Annotated in this window: 19 protein-coding genes, 1 tRNA gene and 1 pseudogene; 8 read left to right on the top strand and 13 right to left on the bottom strand. The window is 70.5% G+C overall.

Annotation, left to right across the window (positions count from 1 at the left end; translation table 11 throughout):
- Position 1: 1 nt before the first annotated feature.
- Complete coding sequence (locus NITAL_RS03635) at positions 2–1,123, bottom strand: LuxR C-terminal-related transcriptional regulator (protein WP_052664792.1); 1,122 nt, start codon at positions 1,121–1,123, stop codon at positions 2–4.
- A 195-nt stretch (positions 1,124–1,318) separates the two neighbouring features.
- Complete coding sequence (locus NITAL_RS03630; protein WP_052664790.1) at positions 1,319–2,185, bottom strand: SDR family oxidoreductase; 867 nt, start codon at positions 2,183–2,185, stop codon at positions 1,319–1,321.
- A 101-nt stretch (positions 2,186–2,286) separates the two neighbouring features.
- Here NITAL_RS03630 and NITAL_RS03625 point away from each other — a divergent pair, with 101 nt between their 5' ends.
- Complete coding sequence (locus tag NITAL_RS03625; RefSeq protein WP_052664789.1) at positions 2,287–2,622, top strand: winged helix-turn-helix transcriptional regulator; 336 nt, start codon at positions 2,287–2,289, stop codon at positions 2,620–2,622.
- A 4-nt stretch (positions 2,623–2,626) separates the two neighbouring features.
- On the opposite strand, the gene NITAL_RS03620 is transcribed toward NITAL_RS03625, so the two are convergent.
- The 3 genes from NITAL_RS03620 to NITAL_RS03610 form a co-directional block, all read right to left on the bottom strand.
- Positions 2,627–3,223 (bottom strand): TetR/AcrR family transcriptional regulator, encoded by a 597-nt coding sequence (locus NITAL_RS03620; protein ID WP_052664787.1) that lies wholly within the window; start codon positions 3,221–3,223, stop codon positions 2,627–2,629.
- Positions 3,224–3,643, bottom strand: coding sequence for a DUF4260 domain-containing protein (locus NITAL_RS03615; protein WP_083441187.1), 420 nt, complete (start codon positions 3,641–3,643; stop codon positions 3,224–3,226).
- A 96-nt stretch (positions 3,644–3,739) separates the two neighbouring features.
- Positions 3,740–4,177 (bottom strand): DUF6069 family protein, encoded by a 438-nt coding sequence (locus tag NITAL_RS03610; RefSeq protein ID WP_052664785.1) that lies wholly within the window; start codon positions 4,175–4,177, stop codon positions 3,740–3,742.
- A gap of 327 nt (positions 4,178–4,504) precedes the next feature.
- Between NITAL_RS03610 and NITAL_RS03605 the strand changes: the two genes are divergently transcribed.
- The 3 genes and pseudogenes from NITAL_RS03605 to NITAL_RS29490 all read left to right on the top strand — a co-directional run.
- Entirely contained in the window at positions 4,505–5,524 is a 1,020-nt protein-coding gene (locus NITAL_RS03605; protein ID WP_052664783.1) for a carboxymuconolactone decarboxylase family protein, read from the top strand.
- The gene (sigJ, locus tag NITAL_RS03600) at positions 5,521–6,405 is read left to right on the top strand and encodes an RNA polymerase sigma factor SigJ (protein ID WP_052669367.1); all 885 of its coding nucleotides are present in this window, start codon (positions 5,521–5,523) and stop codon (positions 6,403–6,405) included. The genes NITAL_RS03605 and sigJ overlap by 4 nt, the downstream gene beginning before the upstream one ends.
- A gap of 22 nt (positions 6,406–6,427) precedes the next feature.
- Positions 6,428–6,568: pseudogene (locus NITAL_RS29490) on the top strand (DUF72 domain-containing protein); the annotation flags it as partial.
- A 213-nt stretch (positions 6,569–6,781) separates the two neighbouring features.
- On the opposite strand, the gene NITAL_RS03595 reads toward NITAL_RS29490, so the two are convergent.
- The gene (locus tag NITAL_RS03595) at positions 6,782–7,816 is read right to left on the bottom strand and encodes an LLM class F420-dependent oxidoreductase (protein WP_052664781.1); all 1,035 of its coding nucleotides are present in this window, start codon (positions 7,814–7,816) and stop codon (positions 6,782–6,784) included.
- A gap of 176 nt (positions 7,817–7,992) precedes the next feature.
- Here NITAL_RS03595 and NITAL_RS03590 point away from each other — a divergent pair.
- Positions 7,993–8,084: transfer RNA gene (locus NITAL_RS03590), tRNA-Ser, on the top strand.
- A gap of 91 nt (positions 8,085–8,175) precedes the next feature.
- Here the strand turns inward: NITAL_RS03590 and NITAL_RS03585 are convergent.
- Positions 8,176–8,655 (bottom strand): tyrosine-type recombinase/integrase, encoded by a 480-nt coding sequence (locus NITAL_RS03585; RefSeq protein ID WP_169786710.1) that lies wholly within the window; start codon positions 8,653–8,655, stop codon positions 8,176–8,178.
- A 99-nt stretch (positions 8,656–8,754) separates the two neighbouring features.
- Complete coding sequence (locus NITAL_RS03580; protein ID WP_052664777.1) at positions 8,755–9,030, bottom strand: hypothetical protein; 276 nt, start codon at positions 9,028–9,030, stop codon at positions 8,755–8,757.
- Positions 9,031–9,569: 539 nt separating this feature from the next.
- Here NITAL_RS03580 and NITAL_RS03575 point away from each other — a divergent pair.
- A complete protein-coding gene (locus NITAL_RS03575) occupies positions 9,570–10,553 on the top strand; it encodes a S41 family peptidase (protein WP_052664775.1) in 984 nt (327 codons plus the stop codon).
- 157 nt (positions 10,554–10,710) lie between these two features.
- Here NITAL_RS03575 and NITAL_RS03570 read toward each other — a convergent pair whose 3' ends face one another.
- The 3 genes from NITAL_RS03570 to NITAL_RS03560 all read right to left on the bottom strand — a co-directional run bounded on the left by NITAL_RS03570 (position 10,711) and on the right by NITAL_RS03560 (position 13,857).
- Entirely contained in the window at positions 10,711–11,436 is a 726-nt protein-coding gene (locus NITAL_RS03570; protein WP_157041594.1) for a hypothetical protein, read from the bottom strand.
- Positions 11,426–12,328 carry a HipA domain-containing protein gene (locus NITAL_RS03565; RefSeq protein ID WP_052664772.1) on the bottom strand — a complete coding sequence of 301 codons (903 nt, stop codon included), beginning with the start codon at positions 12,326–12,328 and terminating at the stop codon, positions 11,426–11,428. Before NITAL_RS03565 ends, NITAL_RS03570 begins: the two co-directional genes overlap by 11 nt.
- Positions 12,329–13,053: 725 nt before the next feature.
- Complete coding sequence (locus NITAL_RS03560) at positions 13,054–13,857, bottom strand: siderophore-interacting protein (protein ID WP_052664771.1); 804 nt, start codon at positions 13,855–13,857, stop codon at positions 13,054–13,056.
- Between the two features lie 205 nt (positions 13,858–14,062).
- Here NITAL_RS03560 and NITAL_RS03555 point away from each other — a divergent pair, with 205 nt between their 5' ends.
- Positions 14,063–14,545, top strand: coding sequence for a hypothetical protein (locus NITAL_RS03555; protein ID WP_157041593.1), 483 nt, complete (start codon positions 14,063–14,065; stop codon positions 14,543–14,545).
- Between the two features lie 103 nt (positions 14,546–14,648).
- The gene (locus NITAL_RS03550; protein WP_052664768.1) at positions 14,649–19,487 is read left to right on the top strand and encodes an NAD-glutamate dehydrogenase; all 4,839 of its coding nucleotides are present in this window, start codon (positions 14,649–14,651) and stop codon (positions 19,485–19,487) included.
- 55 nt (positions 19,488–19,542) lie between these two features.
- Here the strand turns inward: NITAL_RS03550 and NITAL_RS03545 are convergent, their stop codons facing one another.
- Positions 19,543–20,016 (bottom strand): GNAT family N-acetyltransferase, encoded by a 474-nt coding sequence (locus NITAL_RS03545; RefSeq protein WP_052664767.1) that lies wholly within the window; start codon positions 20,014–20,016, stop codon positions 19,543–19,545.
- Positions 20,016–21,398, bottom strand: coding sequence for a flotillin family protein (locus NITAL_RS03540; RefSeq protein ID WP_052664765.1), 1,383 nt, complete (start codon positions 21,396–21,398; stop codon positions 20,016–20,018). The genes NITAL_RS03545 and NITAL_RS03540 overlap by 1 nt, the downstream gene beginning before the upstream one ends.
- Positions 21,399–21,402: the final 4 nt, after the last annotated feature.

The raw sequence follows: 21,402 nt of genomic DNA, 5'->3' as shown, positions 1-21,402 counted from the left end.
ATCAGACGGTGGCGTCGGTCCCGTCGGCTGCCACCGCCTGGGGGTCCCACAGCGCGGCGACCAGCTGCGCTCGGTTGTGGACCTCGAGCTTCTGGAACATCCGCTTGAGGTGCTGCTTCACCGTGTTCTGGCTGATGAACAGCTCGCGCGAGATCTGCCCTGTCGTCAGCCCTCGGGCGACCAGCCCCGCCACCTCTCGTTCGCGCCCGGACAGCGTCGATGCGTGCGACGTGCCCTCGGACCTCACACCGTGCGGGGGTTCTGTGGACGACCCCTCGGCGGGCGGGCGATACTCGAGGAAGGTCAGAACGAGCGAGCCATCGTGCTCCAGCCGTAGCGATCGTGCGAGCATCTCGGCAGCGCGATGGTCGCGTAGCTGCACCGTGTGGGAACCGGTCGCGCTCTGCAGCGACGACCGGCCCCGGAGCTCCTCCAGCGTTGCACGCATCGCTGGCGCCGCCGCGGTGACCAGCGGACGGCACGCCTCATCGATGGCTCGCTCGGCGGCATCGTTGAGGTAGAGACGTTCGCCGTCGAGGCTGGAGATGACCAGCGCGGTGTCGAGTTGGTCGAGAACGTCGGTGAGCATCACCGAACGGTGCTCGGCAGCTTCGAGCATGGCGGCGCGGTACAGCGCCGCACCGACCATGTGGCTGACCCAGTCCGCGCGCTCCAGATCCTCCGCGTCGAAGGGCGCCTCCTCCTGGCGGCGGGCGAAGTTCAGGGTCCCGGCCGTGACGCCGCCGACGCGGACCGGTGCCTCCATGGAGTGGGCGTAGCCAGCGCGCCTCAGGACGTCGTAGGCGCCGCTGTTGCGCCACTCCTCGGGGGAGGCGGCCAGGTTCTGATCGACCGGACCGCGCGTGGTGAGCGCCGCGGTCAGCACGGGATCGTCGTGGCGTCCGATGGTCTCGTACTCGTCGAGGAACGCGTCGGCCGCCTGCGCGGTGCAGTCGATCGCTTCGCCGGTGGCCAGATCGAGCTTGTAGAGCGCGAACGCCTCACACGGGATCACGTCCGCGATCGTCTGCAGGTAGGTGTCCCTCACGCCATCCGCTGTGGAGGCCTGCATCAGGCCCATCGAGAAGTCCTGGACGGCTCGCTCCATCAGGTCGAACGACACGATGCGCTCCTCGGCTCTCCCGTCGGCGACCCCGGGTTCACACTCGGCCCTGCACCCGAGCGGACCTCGCCATGGCCACTCCTCTCCTGGGTCAGCTGGAGCGAGCGTCGAGCGTACGATTCTGGCCGTGGCCTGGTGTCACCCGTTCGTGGACTCTTCTTCCGCCGAGAGCCCCGGAACAGGGTGGCTACGTCGTCACTGATCAAGGTCGGCCAGCCATTCGCTCGGGGTGCGCGGCGTCACGTCGAGCAGCTTCTGGGCGGAGCGCTCCGGTGTGATCGAGCGGTCCGGGAGGGCAGCCATGGCCGTGTAGGACGCTGCGATGCCGGCAGCAGCGCCCTCGCCGATCATGGGCACGAGGGATGCACCGAAGTCCTCGGGAGCCATCGCCTCGTAGGCCACGGACCGCCCGAACCGGGTCGCGAACGCCTCGGCCAACGCCGGTCCGCTGATCGCGGGGTACTGGCCGACGGCGACCAGGCCGGTGACGTCCGAACGCTCGAACAGCGCGACCGCGACGTCGGCGATGTCGAGGTGCGAGGCCCACGAGACCTCGAAGCCGACGGGAAGGGGGTAGCGCAGCACGCCCTGTTCCCGGACGGCCTGGGCGATGGGTGGCAGGAGCAGGTTCTCGAGGAACAGCTCCGGTGCGATCACCGCAGCAGACACGCCGCTGTCGGCGAGCCCGCCGACCAGCTCCCCGACCGCGCTGTCAGCCCGGCCAGCCGGTTCTCCGTCGTCGCCGACGTCGATGGCGAAGCCGCTGGTGGAGACCACCACGCGCGCAGGCCGTGCTGCACCGACCGCGGCGACGATGTTGCGCGCGTAGCCCCGGCGGTCCTCTTCCGCACCCACCGGCAGGTGGACGAACACCCCCTCTGCGTCACGGTAGGCCGCGGTCAGCTCCGCCACGGAGGCGGCGTCGGCGACCACCACGCGTGCGCCGTCAACGGCGGCATCCGCATCACGGGTCAGGGCCACCACCGGCCTGCCCGAGGCCGCGAGGGCAGCGACGACAGGGCCACCTTGGGCACCGGTGGCGCCGTGGACGACGAAGGACATGGGCTTCTCCTGGGTGAGTTGTGTGAGGATGTCGCGCATTAGTACAGTGCCTGCACCGATGACATCAACTGCACTAACTGCAACTGAAAGGAGCAGCCGACATGACCACGACGTGCCTGCCCGACTGCGGCGTCGCTCGCTTCCTCGCCCTGCTCAACGGCCCGTGGGCAACCCTCATCGTGCGTGAACTGCTCGCCGGCCCGCGCCGCTTCACCGAACTGCGTAAGGCCCTGCCGGGCATCAGCCCCCACACCCTGACCAGCCGTCTGCGCCAGTTCGAGGCCTACGGCATCGTCACCCGCACCGCCTATCCCGAGATCCCCCCACGCGTCGAGTACCAGCTCACCGACCACGGCGAACGCCTGCGCGACGTCCTCGACACCATGGCCGACTGGGCCCTGTCGATCCCCGAACCCGAGCCCGTCGACGCCGCCTGACGTGTCAGCGGGTGGCGTAGGCGAGGACCGCGTCGACGATCCGTTCGGCGAAGCCGTCGTCGATGGGGTGGCCCGTCATCAGCAGCCGGTAGTAGAACGGGGCAGCCAGCAGGTCGACGGCCACCTCGAGGTCGACGCCGTCGCGCAACCCACCGCGCTGCTGTTCGCGCGCGAGGGCATCTGCCGCGGCCCGTCGCCGGCCGGCGAGCAAGCCGTCGCGGACCGCTCGCGCGAGCTCAGGCCGGCTGGCCATCTGCGCGGCCAGCGTCGCCACCAGCCGTGCGACGTCCGGCGCCGTGAACAGTCGCGTCAAGCTGCCGGCGATGGCGAGCAGGTCGCGCCGGAGGTCGCCGGTGTCCGGGGTGTCGATCGCGTCGGAGAGACCGTCGACCGCGGCCAGCAGGACCCCGTCCATCGACGACCAACGCCGGTAGATCGTCGCCTTGCTGACGCCGGCACGGGCGGCGACCCGCTCCACGGCCAGTCCGGCCTCACCCTCCTGCGCCATGAGCTCGAGGGTCGCATGGAGGATCGCCCGGTCCGCGGCGGGGTCGCGAGGTCGCCCCGGGCGGCGCCGGTCGGCAGCGTCCGTGGCTGGCACTCAGGCCACCCGCTGGAGGTGGGTGTCCGCGGCGGCGGTGCGGTACTTGAGCCCGTAGCCCACGGCCCGGTCCATCCCGAGATGGGCCAGCCAGATCACGGCGACCGCCAGCGCGGTCGACGTCCCGGCAGCCAACGCCCACGCCCCCAGCGCGAGCGGCAGGACCACCGTGTGGGTCAGGTTGTAGGTGGCCGCACCGACCCGCGGGCCGGCGAGGTACCCCGCGAGCCCGACGTCGGGGACGAGCAGCAGGCCGGCGAACAGCCACCAGCTGGCGTCGAGCTGCCCGTACACCACGACCGCGGTCGCGAGGAGCGCGAGGCCTTCGAGCCGCAGGAGTGGGCCGGGGGCGAGCACGCCCCGAGAGGCCCTCGCCGCGGTGAGCGGCCCGGGGTCGGTCGCGGCCGTCGTCTCGGACACGGGGGCTCCTCTGCAGCGTCGCGTTACGATACGGTACGGAATCGTACCGTATCTGTCGAGTGCCGCGGGCCTGGGCTGCCCGGACAGCCGCGTGGGTCAGGTCGTTCGGCGGTGGCCGACCTCCAGGACGAGCACCGCCGCCAGCCCGACGATCACGTGCATCGCACCGAGCGCCGCGATGGTGCCGCCGTCGGTGTCGAGGGTGAACGGCACGGTGACGATCGCGGCCAGGCCGGCGACGGCTTGCGCGAGTCGGACCATCCAGTCCCAGCGGGCGGTCAAGGCCGCGGCGAGGACGGTGCCGACCACCAGGGGTACCGAGGCCATGAAGAGCACGCCCCCAGCGGTGACGGCGGATGCCGTTCCACCGTCGATGTAGGTGAACGAGGCACCGGCCGCTCGGCCGATCGCCAGGACGATGAGGCTGGCGGTAGCGGAGGCGGCGGCGCCGAGGGCGATCGTCGTCGCCCAGGTGCGCACGGGGCGGGCGGATGGGGTGGTGGTGTGCTCGCGGTCGAACGTGGTCGTGGTCACGGTGTTGCCTCCTGTCAGCTCGATGTCGGTGGCCTGGACGGTAGAACTTCAAGTTGACGTGAGGTCAAATACCCTGAGTCGAGGCGCTGCACCCCGCCGGGACCGCTGCCGGATCGCCGCCGGCGCGCACGGGCAACGGCCACGTGCACCACGACGTGCCGGCGGCGCCATGCAGCGGCGCCTTCACGCCCGACGGTGCCCCGATGGAGCACCACGACCACTGACGTCGACCACGGCGCTGATCGGCGTGTCACAGGTCGGCACGTCATCCCGTCAGGAAGGCAGACGCGCCACCACATCGGGGCGTGCCCGACCTGAGGTGTCCTCGTGTCCTTCCCGACGTTCACACGCGTGGCCGTGCTGCTGCTCGCGGTCAGCCAGCTGCTGACCGGCCTGTGGGCGGTGCTCGCGCCGCGGGGGTTCTACGACCGCTTCCCCGGCCTCGGCGCACCCTGGGTGGCGGTCGACGGTCCGTACAACGCCCACCTCGTCGGTGACGCCGGCGCGGGGTTCCTGGCCACCGGGGTCGCCCTACTGATCGCCGGGGTGTGGCTGCACCGACCCGTGGTGCTCGTGGCGCTGGCCGCCTACCTGGCTCACGGGGTCCCGCACGCGGCCTACCACCTGCGAGCGCCGGCGCCTGCGTTGGCGCTGGCCGATCAGATCGCCTCGACGGTGCCGCTGGTGCTGAGCGTCCTGGTCGCGGCCGGGCTGCTGATCGCCTGGCTGCGCACGGATGCACCACGCCGGCTACCGGCGGGCACCGCGGACGGGAGCGCCGAGGTCACCGTCGTCGCGGGCCGGCCACGCGACCCGCTGCTGGCTGTGGCCTTCGCCGTCGCCCGGCGGCGCACGGGTGCGGTGCCGACGTCGTGGCGCGTGCTCGCGCGGGTCCCGCGCCTGGCCCGGGCCCACATCCTCGGCGATGCGGCCCACCAGACGACACGGACGGTGCCGGCGGAGCTCGGGGCACTGGCCACGTTGCGGGCCGCGACGCTCGTCGAGTGCGCGTTCTGCATCGACATCCTGTCCGCTGCAGCCTGGCACGAGGGCGTGTCCGAGGAGCAGGTCCATGCGCTCGGGCGCTGGCGCGACAGCGAGGTGTTCGACGCCGACGAGCGCCTCGTCCTCACGCTCACCGACGCGTTGACGGACACGCCGGCCGTGGTGGATGGTGCGCTGCGTGAGCAGCTGATCGATCGCTTCGGCGAGGAAGGGCTCATCGAGTTGGCGAGCACGATCGCGCACGAGAACGCCCGCGCTCGTGCCAACCGGGCGCTCGGGGTCGCGCCCCAGGGGTTCGCGACCGCCGCCGGGTGCCCCCTGCCGCTCCCGGCGTCCGCGTGAGCGCCGACCTCGCCACCGAGGCGTTCGCCGAGCTCCGCCCCCGGCTGTTCGCGATCGCCTACCGCTTGCTCGGCAGCGTCACGGAGGCGGAGGACGTGCTCCAGGAGTCGTGGCTCGCGTGGGCACGCGTCGACCACGAGTCCGTGGTCGAGCCCGCTGCGTACCTGACGACGCTGGTGACCCGCCGCAGCCTCGACGTGCTGCGGTCGGCGCGGGTCCGGCGCGAGACCTACATCGGCCCGTGGCTGCCCGAGCCGCTGCTCGACGGCGCGGATCAGCAGGCCCCTGCCGAGGACGCGTCGGACCCGGTCCTGCTCGCCGAGTCGGTCCGCACGGCCTTCCTCGTGGTGCTCGAGTCTCTCTCCCCGGCCGAGCGGGTCGCGTTCGTCCTCCACGACGTCTTCGGGTACGGGTACGCCGAGCTCGCGGTTGCTCTCGGACGATCGGAGGACGCGTGTCGGCAGCTGACCTCCCGCGCGCGGTCGCACGTCGCTGCCCGGCGCCCGCGGTTCGACACCGACGAGCAGGTGGTCGCCTCCGCGGCCGAGCGGTTCTTGGCCGCCTCCGTCGGTGGTGACGTCGCGGCGTTGGTGGCCACCCTGCACCCCGACGTCGAGCTGATCAGCGACGGCGGCGGGAAGGCCCGGGCTGCGCGTCGCATCGTCGTCGGTTCCGATCGCGTCGCGCGGTTCTTCGCCGGGACGCTGCAGCCGGGCGCGGTGACGGGCGCGGCGTTCGTCACGATCAACGGCGCCCCGGGGGTGGTGGTCACCGGCGCCGACGGCACCCGGACGGCCGCCTGCATCGACATCGAGGACGGCCTCGTGCGGCGCGTCCACCTCGTACGCAACCCCGACAAGCTGCGACACGTCGCGGTCTGACCGGCGGGTCGGGCCGGCGCGGTGGCTCGCGCACTACGTGACGTGCTTCCCGACCGTCGAGGTCAACAGCACCTTCTACCGCCTGGCTCGAGAGACCGCGGTGCAGCGCTGGGCGGACACGGCACCGCCGGGCTTCGAGTTCGTGCTGAAGGGCAGCCAGTTCATCACCCACCGACTGAAGCTGAAGGACGCAGCCGGGGCGGTCGAGTTCCGCGACGAGGACTGGTTCCACCCCGACACGTACGCGGTGCTCGACGACCACGAACGCCGTCCGGGATGCCCGCACCCTGATCCGGATGCTCGGCGATGCGGCCAGGCCCTGGCCCGACCCCGCCTGACGGCCGGGTCGGGGATCGGCCCCACGGCCGTGCCCGTCTCAGCTCGCGAAGCCCTTGACCAGCTCGACCAGCTTCGGCCCGTCACCGATCGGGGTGACGTTCAGGGTGGTCACGCCGGCCTCGCGGAACGCCTCGACGCGTTCGCGGATGAAGCCCTCCGAACCGACGAGGTTGGTCAGCTCGAGCAGCTCGTCGGGGATCAGCGCCGCGGCCGCATCCTTGTCGCCGGCGAGGTACAGGTCCTGCAGCTCGGCAGCGACGTCGCCGTAGCCGTAGCGCGTGGCGAGATCGTTGTAGAAGTTGCGGCCCTTGGCGCCCATGCCGCCGATGTACAGGGCGTACATCGGGCGGAGCATGTCGAGCAGTTGCCGGCGCTGCTCACCCTCGGCGATCGCCAGCGCACCACCGGCGATGATGTCGAGCGGTGCGAGGTCGTCGGCCCGCTTCGCGGCGCCCGCCGCGAGGGCGTCGCCCCAGACCCCGTTCGCGCGCTCGGGCAGGTAGAAGATCGGCAGCCAGCCGTCGGCGAGCTCGGCGGTCATCGCGACGTTCTTCTCGCCGAGGGCGGCGACGTGGATCGGCACGCGGGGACGGACCGGCCGGGCCAGCATCTTCAGCGGCTTACCGAGACCGGTGCCCTGGTCCGCGGGCAGTGGCAGGGTGAACACCTTCCCGTGGTGCTCGATCTCCTCGCGGGCGACCATCCGGCGCACCAGCTCGATCACCTCGCGGGTCCGTGCCAACGGCTTGCTGTACGGCATCCCGTGCCAGCCCTCGATGACCTGGGGACCGGACGCGCCGAGGCCGAGCTCGAAGCGCCCGCCGGAGACCGCGTCGAGCCCGGCGGTGACCTGCGCGAGCAGCGCGGGTGTCCGCGAGTACACGTTGAGGATGCCGGCGGCCAGTCCGATCCGCTCGGTCCTGGCGGCGAGGTAGCCGAGGACGCTGACGGCGTCGAAGCCGTAGGCCTCGGCGACGAAGACCACGTCGAGGCCGGCCTCCTCCATCGCGACGACCTGATCGGTCGCAGCCTGGACGTCGCCGGCGTAGGGCAGGGGGTGGCCGATCCTCACGTGAGCCTCGTCGGTCTCGGGGCGGGTGCGCGTCCGCAGCGCACTGCGGACCGTAGAGGCTGCGGGCCTGCGGGACCGCTTCGGCGCCGACGCCCCTGGACGCGCACGCGTTGCCGGCGCGGCGGACGGCCGCGTACGCTCCCGTCGCTCTCGCCTCGCGCGGGGGCGCCAACGCTGGAGGGTTCGCCTAGTCAGGCCTATGGCGCACGGCTGGAATCCGTGTTGGGAGTCACATCCCTCGGGGGTTCGAATCCCCCACCCTCCGCCACAGGATCATCCTCTCACCTGCGACGCCCCCGGACCCGGTCCGGGGGTGTCCGGTGTTCTGGCTGCCGAGACCTCGATCGGTCACGGATCGGTCACAGGATCCGTGGCGCTGGCCGCTTGGTGTCGACCTTCGAGGTGACAGCCGTGGGTGCGTGCCCGAGCAGGGCGCTGATGGTCGCCAGGCCGTTGCCGCGCGCGTCGAGAGCAGACGCGAGCGAGTGTCGTAGCCCGTGAGGCCCGCCGATGTGTGGGAGACCGAAGCGCCGGGCGTAGGTTGAGAACCTCGTCGAGACGTAGTCGGGGTAGCGGTAGCGGCCCCGCTCGTTGGAGAAGACGAGGTCGTGATCCTCCCACTCGCCGCCGAGGATCGCTCGGCGGCGTTCCTGACGGACGCGGTGCTCCTCGATCACCTCCACCAAGGGCGGCGGGAGCGGCACGGTGCGACGTGACCGTTGCGACTTCGGCTGCTTGACGATGACCCGGGAGCCCGCCTTGGTGATGGTCTGGCGGATCTCGAGGGTCCCGAGGGCGAGGTCGCACGAAGGCCGAACCACGAGCGCGTCGAAGCGCACCGCCAGAACACCCACAGAGCTGAACCAGGGCCCAACGCCCGGATGAGCACGATGGCCTGGTCGTGCGACCGGCCGCGTGGAGCGTCGCCTTCGGAGTGACTACTCCCCGATGAACGAGCCGTCGGGCGCGATGATGAAGTCGCTGACCAGCGGGAAGTACGCACGCCAGCCGGAGTCGTCGGCTGCTACAGAGACCCTCAGGTGGCCGTGCTTCTTGTCGTCGTGGAGCACGTAGCTGACGATCTGGTAGGTGGTCCCGGATTCAGCGACCACCTCGCGCCGTTCCTTGTCGAGCTCGCGCAACTGGCCGTAGCTCAGCTGCCGGAGCTGTTGAAGCCGGGCTTCGATCAACGCCCGGGCCTCGTCGTTGTCCACGTTGCACATCCTCGTCGAAGACGCAGTTTGGCAGCCGCGCGCCAGCGACGCCCGGTTCCGGACGACGGCCGGCCGCTCGACGCAGACGCTGCTTCGAACCAGAGCATCACGCCCGTGTTCTCCGCCCTCCTGCGGCGTTGGTGCCCGACCTGGGGACGCGCTATGCGGGCTTCGCGGTAGGAAGCGGGGGCACCGCGAGGAGTGTTCATCGGGGGTGCCGCCGTCGCTCAGCAACCCTCATCAGCCGCTACGACTGATTCCGATCCGCGGAGCTGTTCCGTGTGGGCCGTCGCTACTCTGCCAGACTGGCCGGTTGGCCACGGATGACGGGACGGGGACGTGTGAGTTGGACCGGTAGCGCCGCGCGTTCGAGATGCGTTCCGCGCTCGCGTCGGCCGGGTCTGGGCTCCACGCGCGGGTTCGCGACCACGATCGCTGCGTCTCTGGTTCTGGCTGCGTCGTGCTCTGGTGAGGAGGGCACGACAGTTGCGCCAGAGTCGTCGACGACCAGCGATGCGGTCGACGACACCACGCTGGACGTGGCGCTCGAGGAGGAGCGCGCCTACGTGGATCGGGCGTTGGACCTGCTCGAGGATGGCTACCACGGTGGAGACGAGGTCGACTGGCCCGAGCTCCGGGATGTTGCCCATCGACGTCTCGACGCCGACCCCGCGCGGGTCGACTCGTACCTTGCGATCGGCGCGGTCCTCAGCCGAATCGGCGACGCTCACAACCAGCTGATCTACCCCGCCGTCGTGCAGCAGGCCGTCCCCGAGCGGTCGGGTGAGTACCCGAGGGTCGAACGCGACGGGGACGTCCTGATCATCAAGCTGCCGCCTGTCCACGTGAGGTATGTCACGTCCCCCGACTACGTCCGGCGCACGTTGGCCGCCATCCGCGAAGGAACTGAGCAGGCGACGTGTGGCTGGATCGTCGATCTCCGTGAGTTCACCGGCGGGTCGATGTTCCACCCGCTCGCCGTTCTGGGGCCGGTCCTCGTTGGACAGGCGGCGCTCACGCTCGAACATGCGGACGGGACGGTCGCGACCGCGGTCGGGTTCGATGCCGACGGGGCCCTGCTGCTGGACGGCCTGCCCGCTGCCGAGGCCATCGCCGAGCGCTCAGTCGACGAGGTGCTGCTCCCGGACCTGGCTGAGCAAGAGATGCTGGCGCTGACCGACCTCGGCCCGCTGCCGCTGCCGACGCCTGACATCCCGATCGCGGTGCTCACCTCAAGACTCACGGCCAGCTCCGGTGAGGCCGTGGCCGTGGCGCTCGAAGGTCGCCCGGCGACACGACGGTTCGGTCAAGCCACCTACGGCATCCCAACCGGCCCGACCAGCTACGAGCTCGAGGACGGGGCCGTGCTGCGGGTGGCCACCACCCGGATGGTCGACCGCGACGGTAACGCCTACAGCACGAGCATCCCACCCGACGTCGACACATCGGAACCGGAGGCGGATGCTGCGGCCTGGCTGGAGGATGCGGCGCGGTGCAGCGTGAGCCAACCCTCGCACGAATAGTGCGCAACGCCCGGATCGTCTACTTGGCCCGCGGCTCCCTTGCACCCATGGGTGCGGGGAATCACGAGCCGCATCGCATCGGCGGACAATCGGTCTGGGCCGAAGCGCGCCGCCACCCCGACAGATGCCAGCCAGGGCTGGGGCAGTCCCGATCGTCTCAGGCGAGAGTCATCTCGAGGCGGCACAGCAGCCGGAGGTGCCACGGCACCTCGGGGCCGTTGGCCTTCACCACGGACACAGCCGGGGTGTGGCCGGCGTCCAAGTGGGCGTGGAACTCTGGAAGCAAGTAGTCCGGCAGCCACCCGACTGGCTGTCCGCGCTCCACGTCGAGCAGCATTGCCTGCTGGTTCTTCTCGTTGTCGGGCTCCGCACGCAGGTGCAGCTGGTCGCCCTCAGCGAGGCGCGCGATGCGTTCCTGTGCTCCCGGCTGGTGGCGGACCCCAGACACGAGAAAGTGACGCCACTCGACGTTGCCGTCTCGCTCGGGGAACGGCACCACGTGGATGGTGTCGGTGGCGCGCTCCCCGCCGGAACGAGCGAGGATCTCGAGGGGGTCTGCTTCGTTGTAGGTCAACCCGAGAGCGGTCACGTACTGCACGAAGTCGGGTCGACGCGGCGACATGACGCGGTTAGCGAAGAACGGGAACAGCGCACCGTCCCGGTCGTAGACCCGGTCGACATCCGGGAACGCGAGGAACGGCTGGAAGTCGGGCTCCGCTGCGGCTTCCGGGAGGTACCGGAAGCTGCTGTGGGCAACATCCCGCTCGTCGCGCCGCACGTCGAGCTGCCCGACGGGCACGAAGGTGCGATCGGGACGCTGCCACACGACGAGGAACTGACGTTCACGCACGGTGGTGGGAAGCGGTGCAAGGTCAGCAGACATCGAGCAGCACCTCCTGGTTGAGCCGGACGATGTTGTACGCGAAGTTACGGTCGACCTGCGACATGAGTTCGTCCGGGACCCGTTCGAGGGTAGCCCGCCACCAGTCGAGACTGACCGACTTCACCCGTTCGCGCCACTCGTCGGCTTGGAGGCGTGGCAGGTGGCCGAGCGCTTGCCTGGCTACCTCGATCGGGTGAGGTTTGCCCTCGAACTTCGTCCTGGCGCGGGTGGTCCACCCCGCGGCGCTGTCGATGTCAAGCAGCCGCTGCTTGCGGTCCTGGGGCTCTTGGAAGCCGAGGCTGGACGCGTGGTCGAACGTGGGCGCGATGTACGGCGGCCGGCCGAGGGTCTGCACGACTCCCCAGTTCTCGTGATGCCGGTCGGTGTTGGCGACGAGCGCGTCGAGCACGAGGTATCCAGCGAACAGGAAGCGGGCGTCGGCGCCATCGGGGACCTCAGCGTTAGGCGTCACATCGAAGGCGTCGAGCGCCTCCATGCAGGTGGCCACGGTGTAACCGGGCACCTCGCCCGTGCGACTTTGCGCGTAGCCCGCAACTCTTCCTCCGAGGAGCTCGTTCCCGTGGGTGAGTGCGTGTCCTTCGGGCAGCATGTACCGCGACAGCACCCCTCGCGGAAGGCCCTGCGCGAACGGTCGTACTGCGAGTTCCACCTCGGCGGCGGGAAGACGCAAGGCCACCGCCACCTCGGCGGCGAGCTTCTCAGCCCAGTCCTCACCGCGAACGCCGCCGCGGTCATCGGCCCGCACCTGTTTGAACAACCACGACTCCCCGTCCGGATCCTCGACCCAGACCTTCTCCTTGGTGCCGAGCTGTTCGCTCTCCACCAAGGGCCACTCGGTGGCGTCGATGATCGGGAAGGCCAGCTCAGGCATGCACGTGGTCTCCGGTGCTCAATAGCCTGGAGGCGGACGTCATCGCGGGGCGGCGTCGGGTCACTCGGACCCCAGCGCCATCTGGTCCACCCAGCCCTTGGGCAGCTCGTGGAGCAGCGACACCGGACAGGTGCGCCTCATAGGAGGGCACGACGACTTGGCACCCGCCTGGCTCGACCCCATGTGACCACTCCTGTGACCTCGGATCACCTATCGACGCACCGTAAGCCATCACTGCGACGCTCACGAGGCCAAGTAGGTCACCCAAACCGGGCTGTCGGCGTATCGGTTGCCCCTGAGACGCCGAGCGCGGGTCACCCTGGCGGGTGCAGCGATGCTCGGTGGGGGGCGAGATTGGTCACGGATTGGTCACAGAATCCTGGGAACGGTCCGGAATGGCCCGGTATGGCCACCTCGGCCCTGGGCGCGTTTGCGCTGGTCGGAGGCACTTTCCGGCGTTCGACGCCACGAGGCGAGATGCCCGTCATGCTCCTGGAATCCGTGTTGGGAGTCACATCCCTCGGGGGTTCGAATCCCCCACCCTCCGCCACCGAAACACCCGCTGACCTGCGACGCCCCCGGACCCGGTCCGGGGGCGTCCTGTTCTCCGGCTGCCGGGATCTCGCCTCGCGGCACAACCCGCGGGCTACCGGGTGCGGACCGTGGCGATATCGCGACGATCCGCGCCCGCTAGCCACGCTGGACCGATCACCACCCACGAATGTTCAGGCGATGTCGTCCTCGACGGCCGCGTTCCAGTCGGCCTTGACCTCACGCCACGCCTCATCGGTCAGGTGCCGGCGCCAGTAGGGCGAGCACGACAGATCGGCCTGGGCCAGACTGCGGTCGGCAAGCAGGTGCCGTCGGATCGCGCGCACCTCCTCGGCCTCGCCGTGTACGAAGGCCTGGACCCGGCCGGTGCCGAGGTCGAGGCCGCGGACCTCGTCGGCGAGCAGGTGGACGTCGACCGCTGGGTCGCCGGTCCGGTGGAGCCAGCGCAGGTCGAGCTGTCCCGGTGAGGTGAACGGCACCTCGTGCGCCGGACCGTTCACGAGGAGGCGGGCCGTGACCTGCGTGCCGTGCGGGGCGGCCTCCGCTGAGGCCGCGATGGCGGGGAGCGCCGACTCGTCACCGACCAGCAGGTGCCGGTCCGCGGTCTGATCGGGACGGTAGGAACCGGCGGGGCCACCGAACACCAGGACGTCGCCGAGGCGCGCCGCGGCGGCCCACGGCCCCCCGACCCCCTGGTCGCCGTGGATGACGATGTCCAGCGTCAGTTCGCGGCGCTCCGGGTCCCAGCTCCGCACGGTGTAACGCCGCCGGTGGGGCCACCACTCCCGGGGGTGACGCACCTTGACCTCGTCGACGTCGAACGCGCCCGCGTAGGGAGCGCCGCGCGGTGGGAGCGCCACGTTGACGTACGCGTCGGTGCACGGCACCGGGTCGAACGCGGCGAGACCCGAGCCGCCGAGCACGAGCCGGACGAGGTCGGGGGTGAGCCACTCGGTGCGGATCACGGTGCCGTACATGGGGCGGGTTCGAGAGCGTGTGCGCACGGAGGTTCCTGTGTCGACAGATGCCTAGGTGAAGCGGTTGCTTAGGTGAGGTTAGCCTTACCTATCAGCCTACGACGGACGCGGGCGCATCGCCAACCCGGCCCCCGTGCCCCTGTGCAGCGCCCGGTAGCGTGGGGGGCGGATCGTGAGCGGGTCCCGGCCGGCGACGGGACAGGGGGTGCCAATGGGTCAGGAGCGGGTCGAGCCCGCGTGGCCGACGGTCACCTACCGGTCGCGCTTGCAGGACACCATCCTCGCGGTCGTCTTCTCGACCATCGCGGCCGGGATGTGGGTCGGATCGGTGTGGGCCCTCGTCATCGGGGAGTGGCAGCCTGCCGGGATCCTGGTGCTCATGGCTGTCGTGTGGACAGGCGTGGCCTGGTTCCTGCAGCTGAACCGGCGTCAGCACGTGGTCCTCACCGAGTCGGACCTGGTCATCCAACGACGCCTCGAACGCACCCGGATCCCCTACGCCGAGATCACGAACGTCACCGTCGGCTTCGTCCGCGGGGTGGTGGTCGTCACCGAGGACGGGGTCACCGGGATGCTGCCGTGGCCACCGATGCGTACGGCGTCCGGCGGGGGGTTGTCGCGTGCCCGCGAGGTCCACGACGAGCTGTCGCGCCGCGTGGCTGCCACCCGCGCTGGTGCGCCGCGCTGACGGGGAGGAGATCGCGGGCCTGACCGCGTGACCTCGCGCTTCCCTCTGGTGCCGACGACGTCTGGGTGCTAAAGACGTGAGCCGGCGATGTGGGAGCGCGGCCGTGACGTCTGGACTCGGGGATGGTGGCGAGCTGATCGACGACGTCGTCGACCTCGTGCGCCGGAAGATCGAGCCCGGCCGCGTCCCCGAGGCCGAGACGTTCGTCCGCCACTTCTTCGCCGGGGTCCTGCCGCGCGACCTGCAGGATCGGGAGGCGTCCGACCTCTACGGGGCCGCGATGGCGAGTTGGAACCTCGCCAGGACGCGGCAGCGCGGCACCCCGAACCTTCGGGTCTCCAACCCGGACCTCGAGCAGCACGGCTGGTCCTCGACCCACACCGTGGTGCAGATCGTCACCGACGACATGCCGTTCCTGGTCGATTCGGTGACCATGGAGCTGTCGCGTCACGACCTCGGCATCCACCTGATCGTCCACCCGATGATGGACGTCCACCGCGACGACCGGGGCCACCTCCTCGATGTGGAGGGGCAGGCTGGCCGCGACGAAGGGCACGAACTGCGTGAGGCGTTCCTCCACGTCGAGATCGACCATCAGACACGACCCGAGGTGCTGGACGAGGTCCGTGCACGGCTCACCGACGTCCTCGCTGACGTCCGTGCCGCCGTGGATGACTGGCCCGCGATGCGTGCGCGACTCTGGGAGATCCACGAGCAGCTCGGTGAGGCGCCACAGCCCGTCGAGGCCGAAGCGCTGGCTGAGGCACGCAGCTTCCTCGCCTGGCTCGACGACGATCACTTCACCTTCCTCGGCTACCGCAGCTACGACCTCGAGGAACGCGCCGAGGGGGACATCATCGTCGCTCAGCCCGAGACCGGCCTCGGGATCCTGCGCGGTGCCGCCCCGTCCGAGAAGAACCTCGCCGATCAGCCCCCCGAGGTGCGCGAGCTCGCCCGCGCGAGGACGTTGTTGAACCTGACGAAGGCCAACTCGCGCGCGACCGTCCACCGTCCGAGCTCGCTGGACTACGTCGGGATCAAGCGGTTCGGTCCGGCAGGTGAGGTCCTCGGCGAGTGGCGGTTCGTCGGGCTCTACACCTCACGCATCTACAGCAGCCGACCACACGACATCCCCGTGGTCCGTCGCAAGATCGCCACCGTCCTCGAACGAGCCGACCTGCCGGCCGATACCCACGATGCCAAGGACCTGACGGCGATCCTCGAGTCGCTCCCGCGTGACGAGCTGTTCGAGTCGTCTGCCGACGAGCTGTACGACCTCGCGTTCGGGATCCTCGGGCTGCAGGAGCGCCGCCAGGTGCGCCTGTTCGTCCGTCGTGACCGCTTCGGGCGCTACCTGTCCTGCCTGGTGTTCCTCCCCCGCGACCGCTACACCACCGAGAGCCGGCTGAAGATCCAGGACGTGCTGGTCGACGCGTACGATGCCGGCGGGCTCGAGCACTCGGTCCGGCTGTCGGAGTCGGTCCTGGCCCGGTTGCACTTCCTGGTCCGGGTCGCGCCGGGTCAGCGTGACCACCCGGACGTCGAGGAGGTCGAGCGCAGGCTCGCGCGAGCGGTCCGAACGTGGCAGGACGACCTCGCCGACGCGCTGGTCGACGCCCACGGTGAGGGCCGAGCGCGTCAGCTCGAGGTGCACTATCGCGACGCGTTCCCTGCGGCCTACCGCGAGGAACACGACGCTCGCCTGGCCGTCGTCGACCTCGAACGGCTGCGATCGCTGGACCCGGGCGGGGACCTCGCGATGAGCCTCTACCGACCGGTCGAGGCTCCCGACGACCGCGTGCACCTCAAGCTGTACCGCTCGGGGGCGCCGATCACGCTCTCGGCGGTGCTGCCCCTGCTGGAGAACATGGGCTGCGAGGTGATCGACCAGCGGCCGTACAGCATCCAGCCGGTCGACGGACCGCAGGTCTGGATCCACGACCTCGGCCTGTCGAGTCCACCCCCCGGCCCGCTGGACAGCACGCACCGCAGCGCGGCGTTCCAGGACGCGTTCGCCCGCGTCTGGAGCGGTGACAGCGAGGACGACGGGTTCAACCGTCTGGTCCTGCGGGCTGCGCTCAGCTGGCGTGAGGTGACCCTCCTGCGGGCGTACAGCAGGTACCTCCGGCAGGCGTCGACGCGGTTCAGCCAGGCGTACATGGAGGATGCGCTCGTCGACAACCCCGAGGTGACGCGCCTGCTGGTCGAGCTCTTCCACGCACGGTTCGACCCGAGCGCGAGCGAACGCGAGCACGACACGCTCCCAGCACGGATCGACGCGATCGAGTCCGCGCTGGACGCGGTCACCAGCCTCGACGTCGATCGGATCCTGCGCAGCTTCCTCCACCTCATCACGGCGACGCTGCGGACCAGCCACTTCCAGACGGACGCGGACGGTGGGCCTCGCCCCTGTCTGTCGTTCAAGTTCGACCCGTCGCAGATCCCGGACCTGCCTCGCCCTCGCCCTGCCTTCGAGATCTTCGTGTACGCGCCGCGGGTCGAGGGGGTGCACCTGCGCGGGGGGGCGGTGGCCCGCGGCGGCCTGCGGTGGTCGGACCGTCGCGAGGACTTCCGCACCGAGGTCCTCGGTCTGGCCAAGGCGCAGACGGTCAAGAATGCCGTCATCGTGCCGGTCGGCGCGAAGGGCGGTTTCGTCGTCAAGACACCGCCGTCGGTGGCAGGTGGTCGCGACGCCCTCCGTGAGGAGGTCGAGGCGTGCTACCGGATCTTCATCGGCGGTCTGCTCGACGTGACCGACAACATCGTCGACGGCCAGGTGGTGCCGCCGAGCGACATCGTCCGGTTCGACGGCGACGACCCGTACCTGGTGGTCGCCGCCGACAAGGGCACCGCCACCTTCTCCGACACCGCGAACGCCATCTCGCACGAGCGTGGGTTCTGGCTCGGGGACGCGTTCGCCTCCGGAGGGTCGGCGGGCTACGACCACAAGGCGATGGGTATCACGGCACGGGGTGCGTGGCGGTCCGTCCAGCGCCACTTCCGCGAGCTCGGCGTCGATACGCAGACGGCCCCGTTCACCGTCGTCGGCATCGGCGACATGTCCGGTGACGTCTTCGGCAACGGGATGTTGCTGTCGCGCACCATCCGGCTCGTCGCCGCCTTCGACCACCGACACATCTTCATCGACCCCGACCCGGATCCGGAGACCAGCTTCGAGGAGCGGCAACGGCTGTTCGACCTCGCGCGTTCGACCTGGGACAGCTACGACCGTGACCTCATCTCCGATGGCGGCGGGGTCTGGCCCCGGACCGCGAAGTCCGTCCCGTTGTCCGCGCAGGTCCGTCGGCTGCTCGAGGTCGACGCCGAGTCCCTCACCCCCGACGAGCTGGTCAGCGCGCTGCTCCGAGCGCCGGTGGACCTGCTGTTCAACGGCGGGGTCGGCACGTTCGTCAAGGCGAGCGACGAGACCCACGCCGAGGTCGGTGACAAGACCAGCGACCGGGTGCGTGTCGACGCCAGCGAGCTGCGCTGCAAGGTCGTCGGCGAGGGCGGCAACCTCGGGTTCACCGGCCGGGCCCGCGTCGAGTACGCGCTCGACGGCGGTCGCATCAACACCGACGCCATCGACAACTCGGCCGGCGTCGACTGCTCCGACCACGAGGTCAACATCAAGATCGTGCTCGACGCGTGCGTCCGCGCCGGCGACCTCACACGCAAGCAGCGCGATGAGCTGCTGGTGGCGATGACCGACGAGGTCGCCGAGCTGGTCCTCGCCGACAACGACGCGCAGACGGAGGCGATCAGCAGCTCGGTCGCCAACGCCGGGGCGATGGTCGAGGTCCACCGTCGCTACCTGCACCACCTGGAGCAGGGTGGGCAGGTCGACCGCGAGCTGGAGTCCCTTCCAAGCGACGAGCAGCTGGTCGAGCGGCGCAACGAGGGCGATGGGCTCGTCCGGCCGGAGTTCGCCGTGCTGCTCGCCTACACCAAGACCCTGCTGTACGACGAGCTACTGGCGAGCGACCTCCCCGAGGACCCCTGGCTCGAGCGCGAGCTCTCCCGCTACTTCCCCTCGGCGCTCCGCGAACGGTACGCCGATCGCATCACCGCACACCGGTTGCGCCGCGAGATCGTCGCGACACAGGTCGCCAACGCCCTGGTGAACCAGGCGGGCACCACCTTCCTGTTCCGCCTGGCCGAGGAGACCGGTGCCTCCGTGACCGACATCGTGCGCGCGCACACGGTCGCCCGGGAGGTCTTCGACCTCCGCGGCCTGGTGGACGAGGTGCACAGCCTGGACCACCGTGTGCCTGCGGCGGTCCAGCTCGAGATGCTCCTGGAGGCCCGACGGCTGGTCGAGCGCGGCACCCGCTGGCTGCTGCGGAACCTCCGGCGGCCTCTCGACATCACCGCGACGGTGGCGAGCTTCGCCGAGGATGCCGCGGTGGTGACCGAGCTCCTCCCGGCCTCCCTGCGCGGCGTCGACCGCGAGGCGGCCGACGTGCGCCGGACCGAGCTCGAGGAACGTGGCGTCATCGGTGATCTGGCCGCGCGTGTGGCCTGTCTGCCGTCCCGGTTCTTCGTCCTCGACCTGGTGACCGTCCTGCACGGCAGCGACGACTCGGACGCTGCGGCCGTCACCGGGATCTACTTCACGCTGGCCGAACGTCTGCACCTCGACTGGCTCCGTGAACAGATCAGCGCGCTCCCGCGCGAGACCCGGTGGGACACCCTGGCGCGCGACGCGCTCCGCGAGGACTTCTTCAGCCAGCACAGCCGGCTGACCGCCGAGGTGGTCCGGCAGACCGAGACCGGCGACGACCCGCCCGATCGGGTCGACGGCTGGCTGCGTCGCAACGCCGCACAGGTCCGACGTTGCGAGCAGATGCTGGCCGAGATCCAGGCCACCAAGACCACCGATCTGGCGCGCCTGTCGGTGGCCCTCCGTGAGATCCGCAACCTGCGGACGGCTGCGACCTGAACGATGCGCCGAGGACGCTCGGCCCAGCTTCGTCGAGACGAGCTGACCGCCCGCGTCACCGGCCGAGGTCGAGGGCCATGAAGGTGTTGAAGGGGCTGGCGGTGTAGTCGCCGAAGGGGCCGCAGGGCTCGAACCCGAGGCTGGCGTAGAGCCCCCGGGCCGACGTGAAGACCGGATCGGTCCCGGTCTCGAGGCTCAGACGCCGGTAGCTGCGCTCGGCCGCGAGCGACAGCAGGTGTTGGGCCAACGCCCGGCCGATACCCCCGCCCCGGGCGGCGTCGAGGACGTGCATCGACTTCAGCTCGGCGTGGTCGGCGTCGAGCTCGCGGATGGCACCGACCCCGAGCAGGACACCGTCGCGGCGAGCGCCGACGAGGGTGATGCCCGGGTCGTCGAGGCCGTCGGCCTCCACGATGTAGGCGTGCTCGGGTGGCGTGATCGCGCGACTGAAGGCCAGGTGTCGGCCCAGCAGCGCGCGGACGTCCTCGGCGCTGGGATCCTCGGTGGTGAAGGTGAGCGTCGCGGCCATCAGCCGGTCGCGCTCGCGCTGTCGTCGTCCTCCTCGCCGCCGAGGCGGGCGAGCAGGGCGCGCAGGTCGAGACCGGTCAGGTCCGACCCGATCTGCATCCCCTGCTCGACGTTGCTGGCCACCGTCTTGGCGATCTCGGAGGCACCGTCGGTCGAGATGACGGTCATCCGCTCGACGGCGCTCAGCGGCTCGCTCGCGGCGCTGACCAGCTCGGGCAGGACCGCGGTGATCAGGTCGAGCGTGGCAGCCTGACCGTAGAGGTTGAACGCCTCGGCGTTCTTGCGGCGGGCTTCGGCTTCGGCCTCACCCTTGGCGCGGATCGCCTCGGCCTCGGCGCGACCCTCGAGCTCGACCGCTTCGGCCATACGGGCACGGCGGGCCTTCTCGGCCTCGGCGTCGAAGATGGCCGAGTTCTTGCGGGCCTCGGCCTCCTGCTCGATGCGGTAGCGCTCGGCGTCGGCGGGCTTGCGCACCTCCGTGTCGAGCTGGCGGTCGCGGAGGGCCGCTTCGCGCTCGGCGACCAGCTCCTGCTCCTGGATGACCTCGCGGTTGCGCGCCGCCTCGCGCAGCGGACCAGCGGCAGCCGCCTGCGCCTGGGCCTCGTCGGTCTCGGCCTTGATCTCGGCGTTCTTCAGCTGGAGCTGGCGGTTCTGGATCGCGACCGCCTCCTCGGCGCGGAGGCGCTCCTCCTCGGCGGCCTGGTTGGCGCGGGCCTCGGCGATCTTGGCGGTCTGCTCGACGCGGGCCGCTTCCGGGCGTCCGAGGTCGTTGAGGTAGTCACCCTCGGCCTGGATGTCCTGCAACTGGAAGGTGTCGAGCGTCAGACCCTGGTTGGTCAGCGACGTCTCGGCTTCCTCGGCAACGGCCGACGCGAACGTGGCGCGGTCCTTGATGATCTCCTCGACCGTCAACCGACCCACGATGGCGCGCAGCGAACCGGCCAGGACCTCGGTGGTGAACGTGTCGACCTCGCGCTGCTGGGTCAGGAAGCGCTGCGAGGCGGCGCGGATCGCGTCCTCGTTGCCGCCGACCTTGACCACCGCGACGCCGTCGAGGTCGGCCTTGATGCCCTGCGAGGAGACCGCCCCGCGGATGCTGACCGAGATGCGACGGCTGGACAGGTCCATCACGTGCAGCTTCTGGACGAACGGCAGCACGAAGACGCTGGCACCCATGACGACCTTCTGGCCGCTCATGTCGTGCGAGACCTCGCCGGTCTCGGGGTTCTTGACGGGCGACCCCTTCCGCCCGGTGATGATGTAGGCCTCGTTCGGGCCGGCCACCTTGATCCGCGACACGATCAGGTAGGCCACGATGATCAGCAGCAGCACCGCGCCGATGATCCCCGCCACCAGGGGCGAGTTGAGGATGAAGTCGAACATGGGT

Source organism: Nitriliruptor alkaliphilus DSM 45188 (genome assembly GCF_000969705.1).
In the GTDB taxonomy this organism is placed as follows: domain Bacteria; phylum Actinomycetota; class Nitriliruptoria; order Nitriliruptorales; family Nitriliruptoraceae; genus Nitriliruptor; species Nitriliruptor alkaliphilus.
The sequence above is the reverse complement of the archived record's forward strand: the minus strand, read 5'-3'. Positions and strand labels throughout refer to the sequence as shown.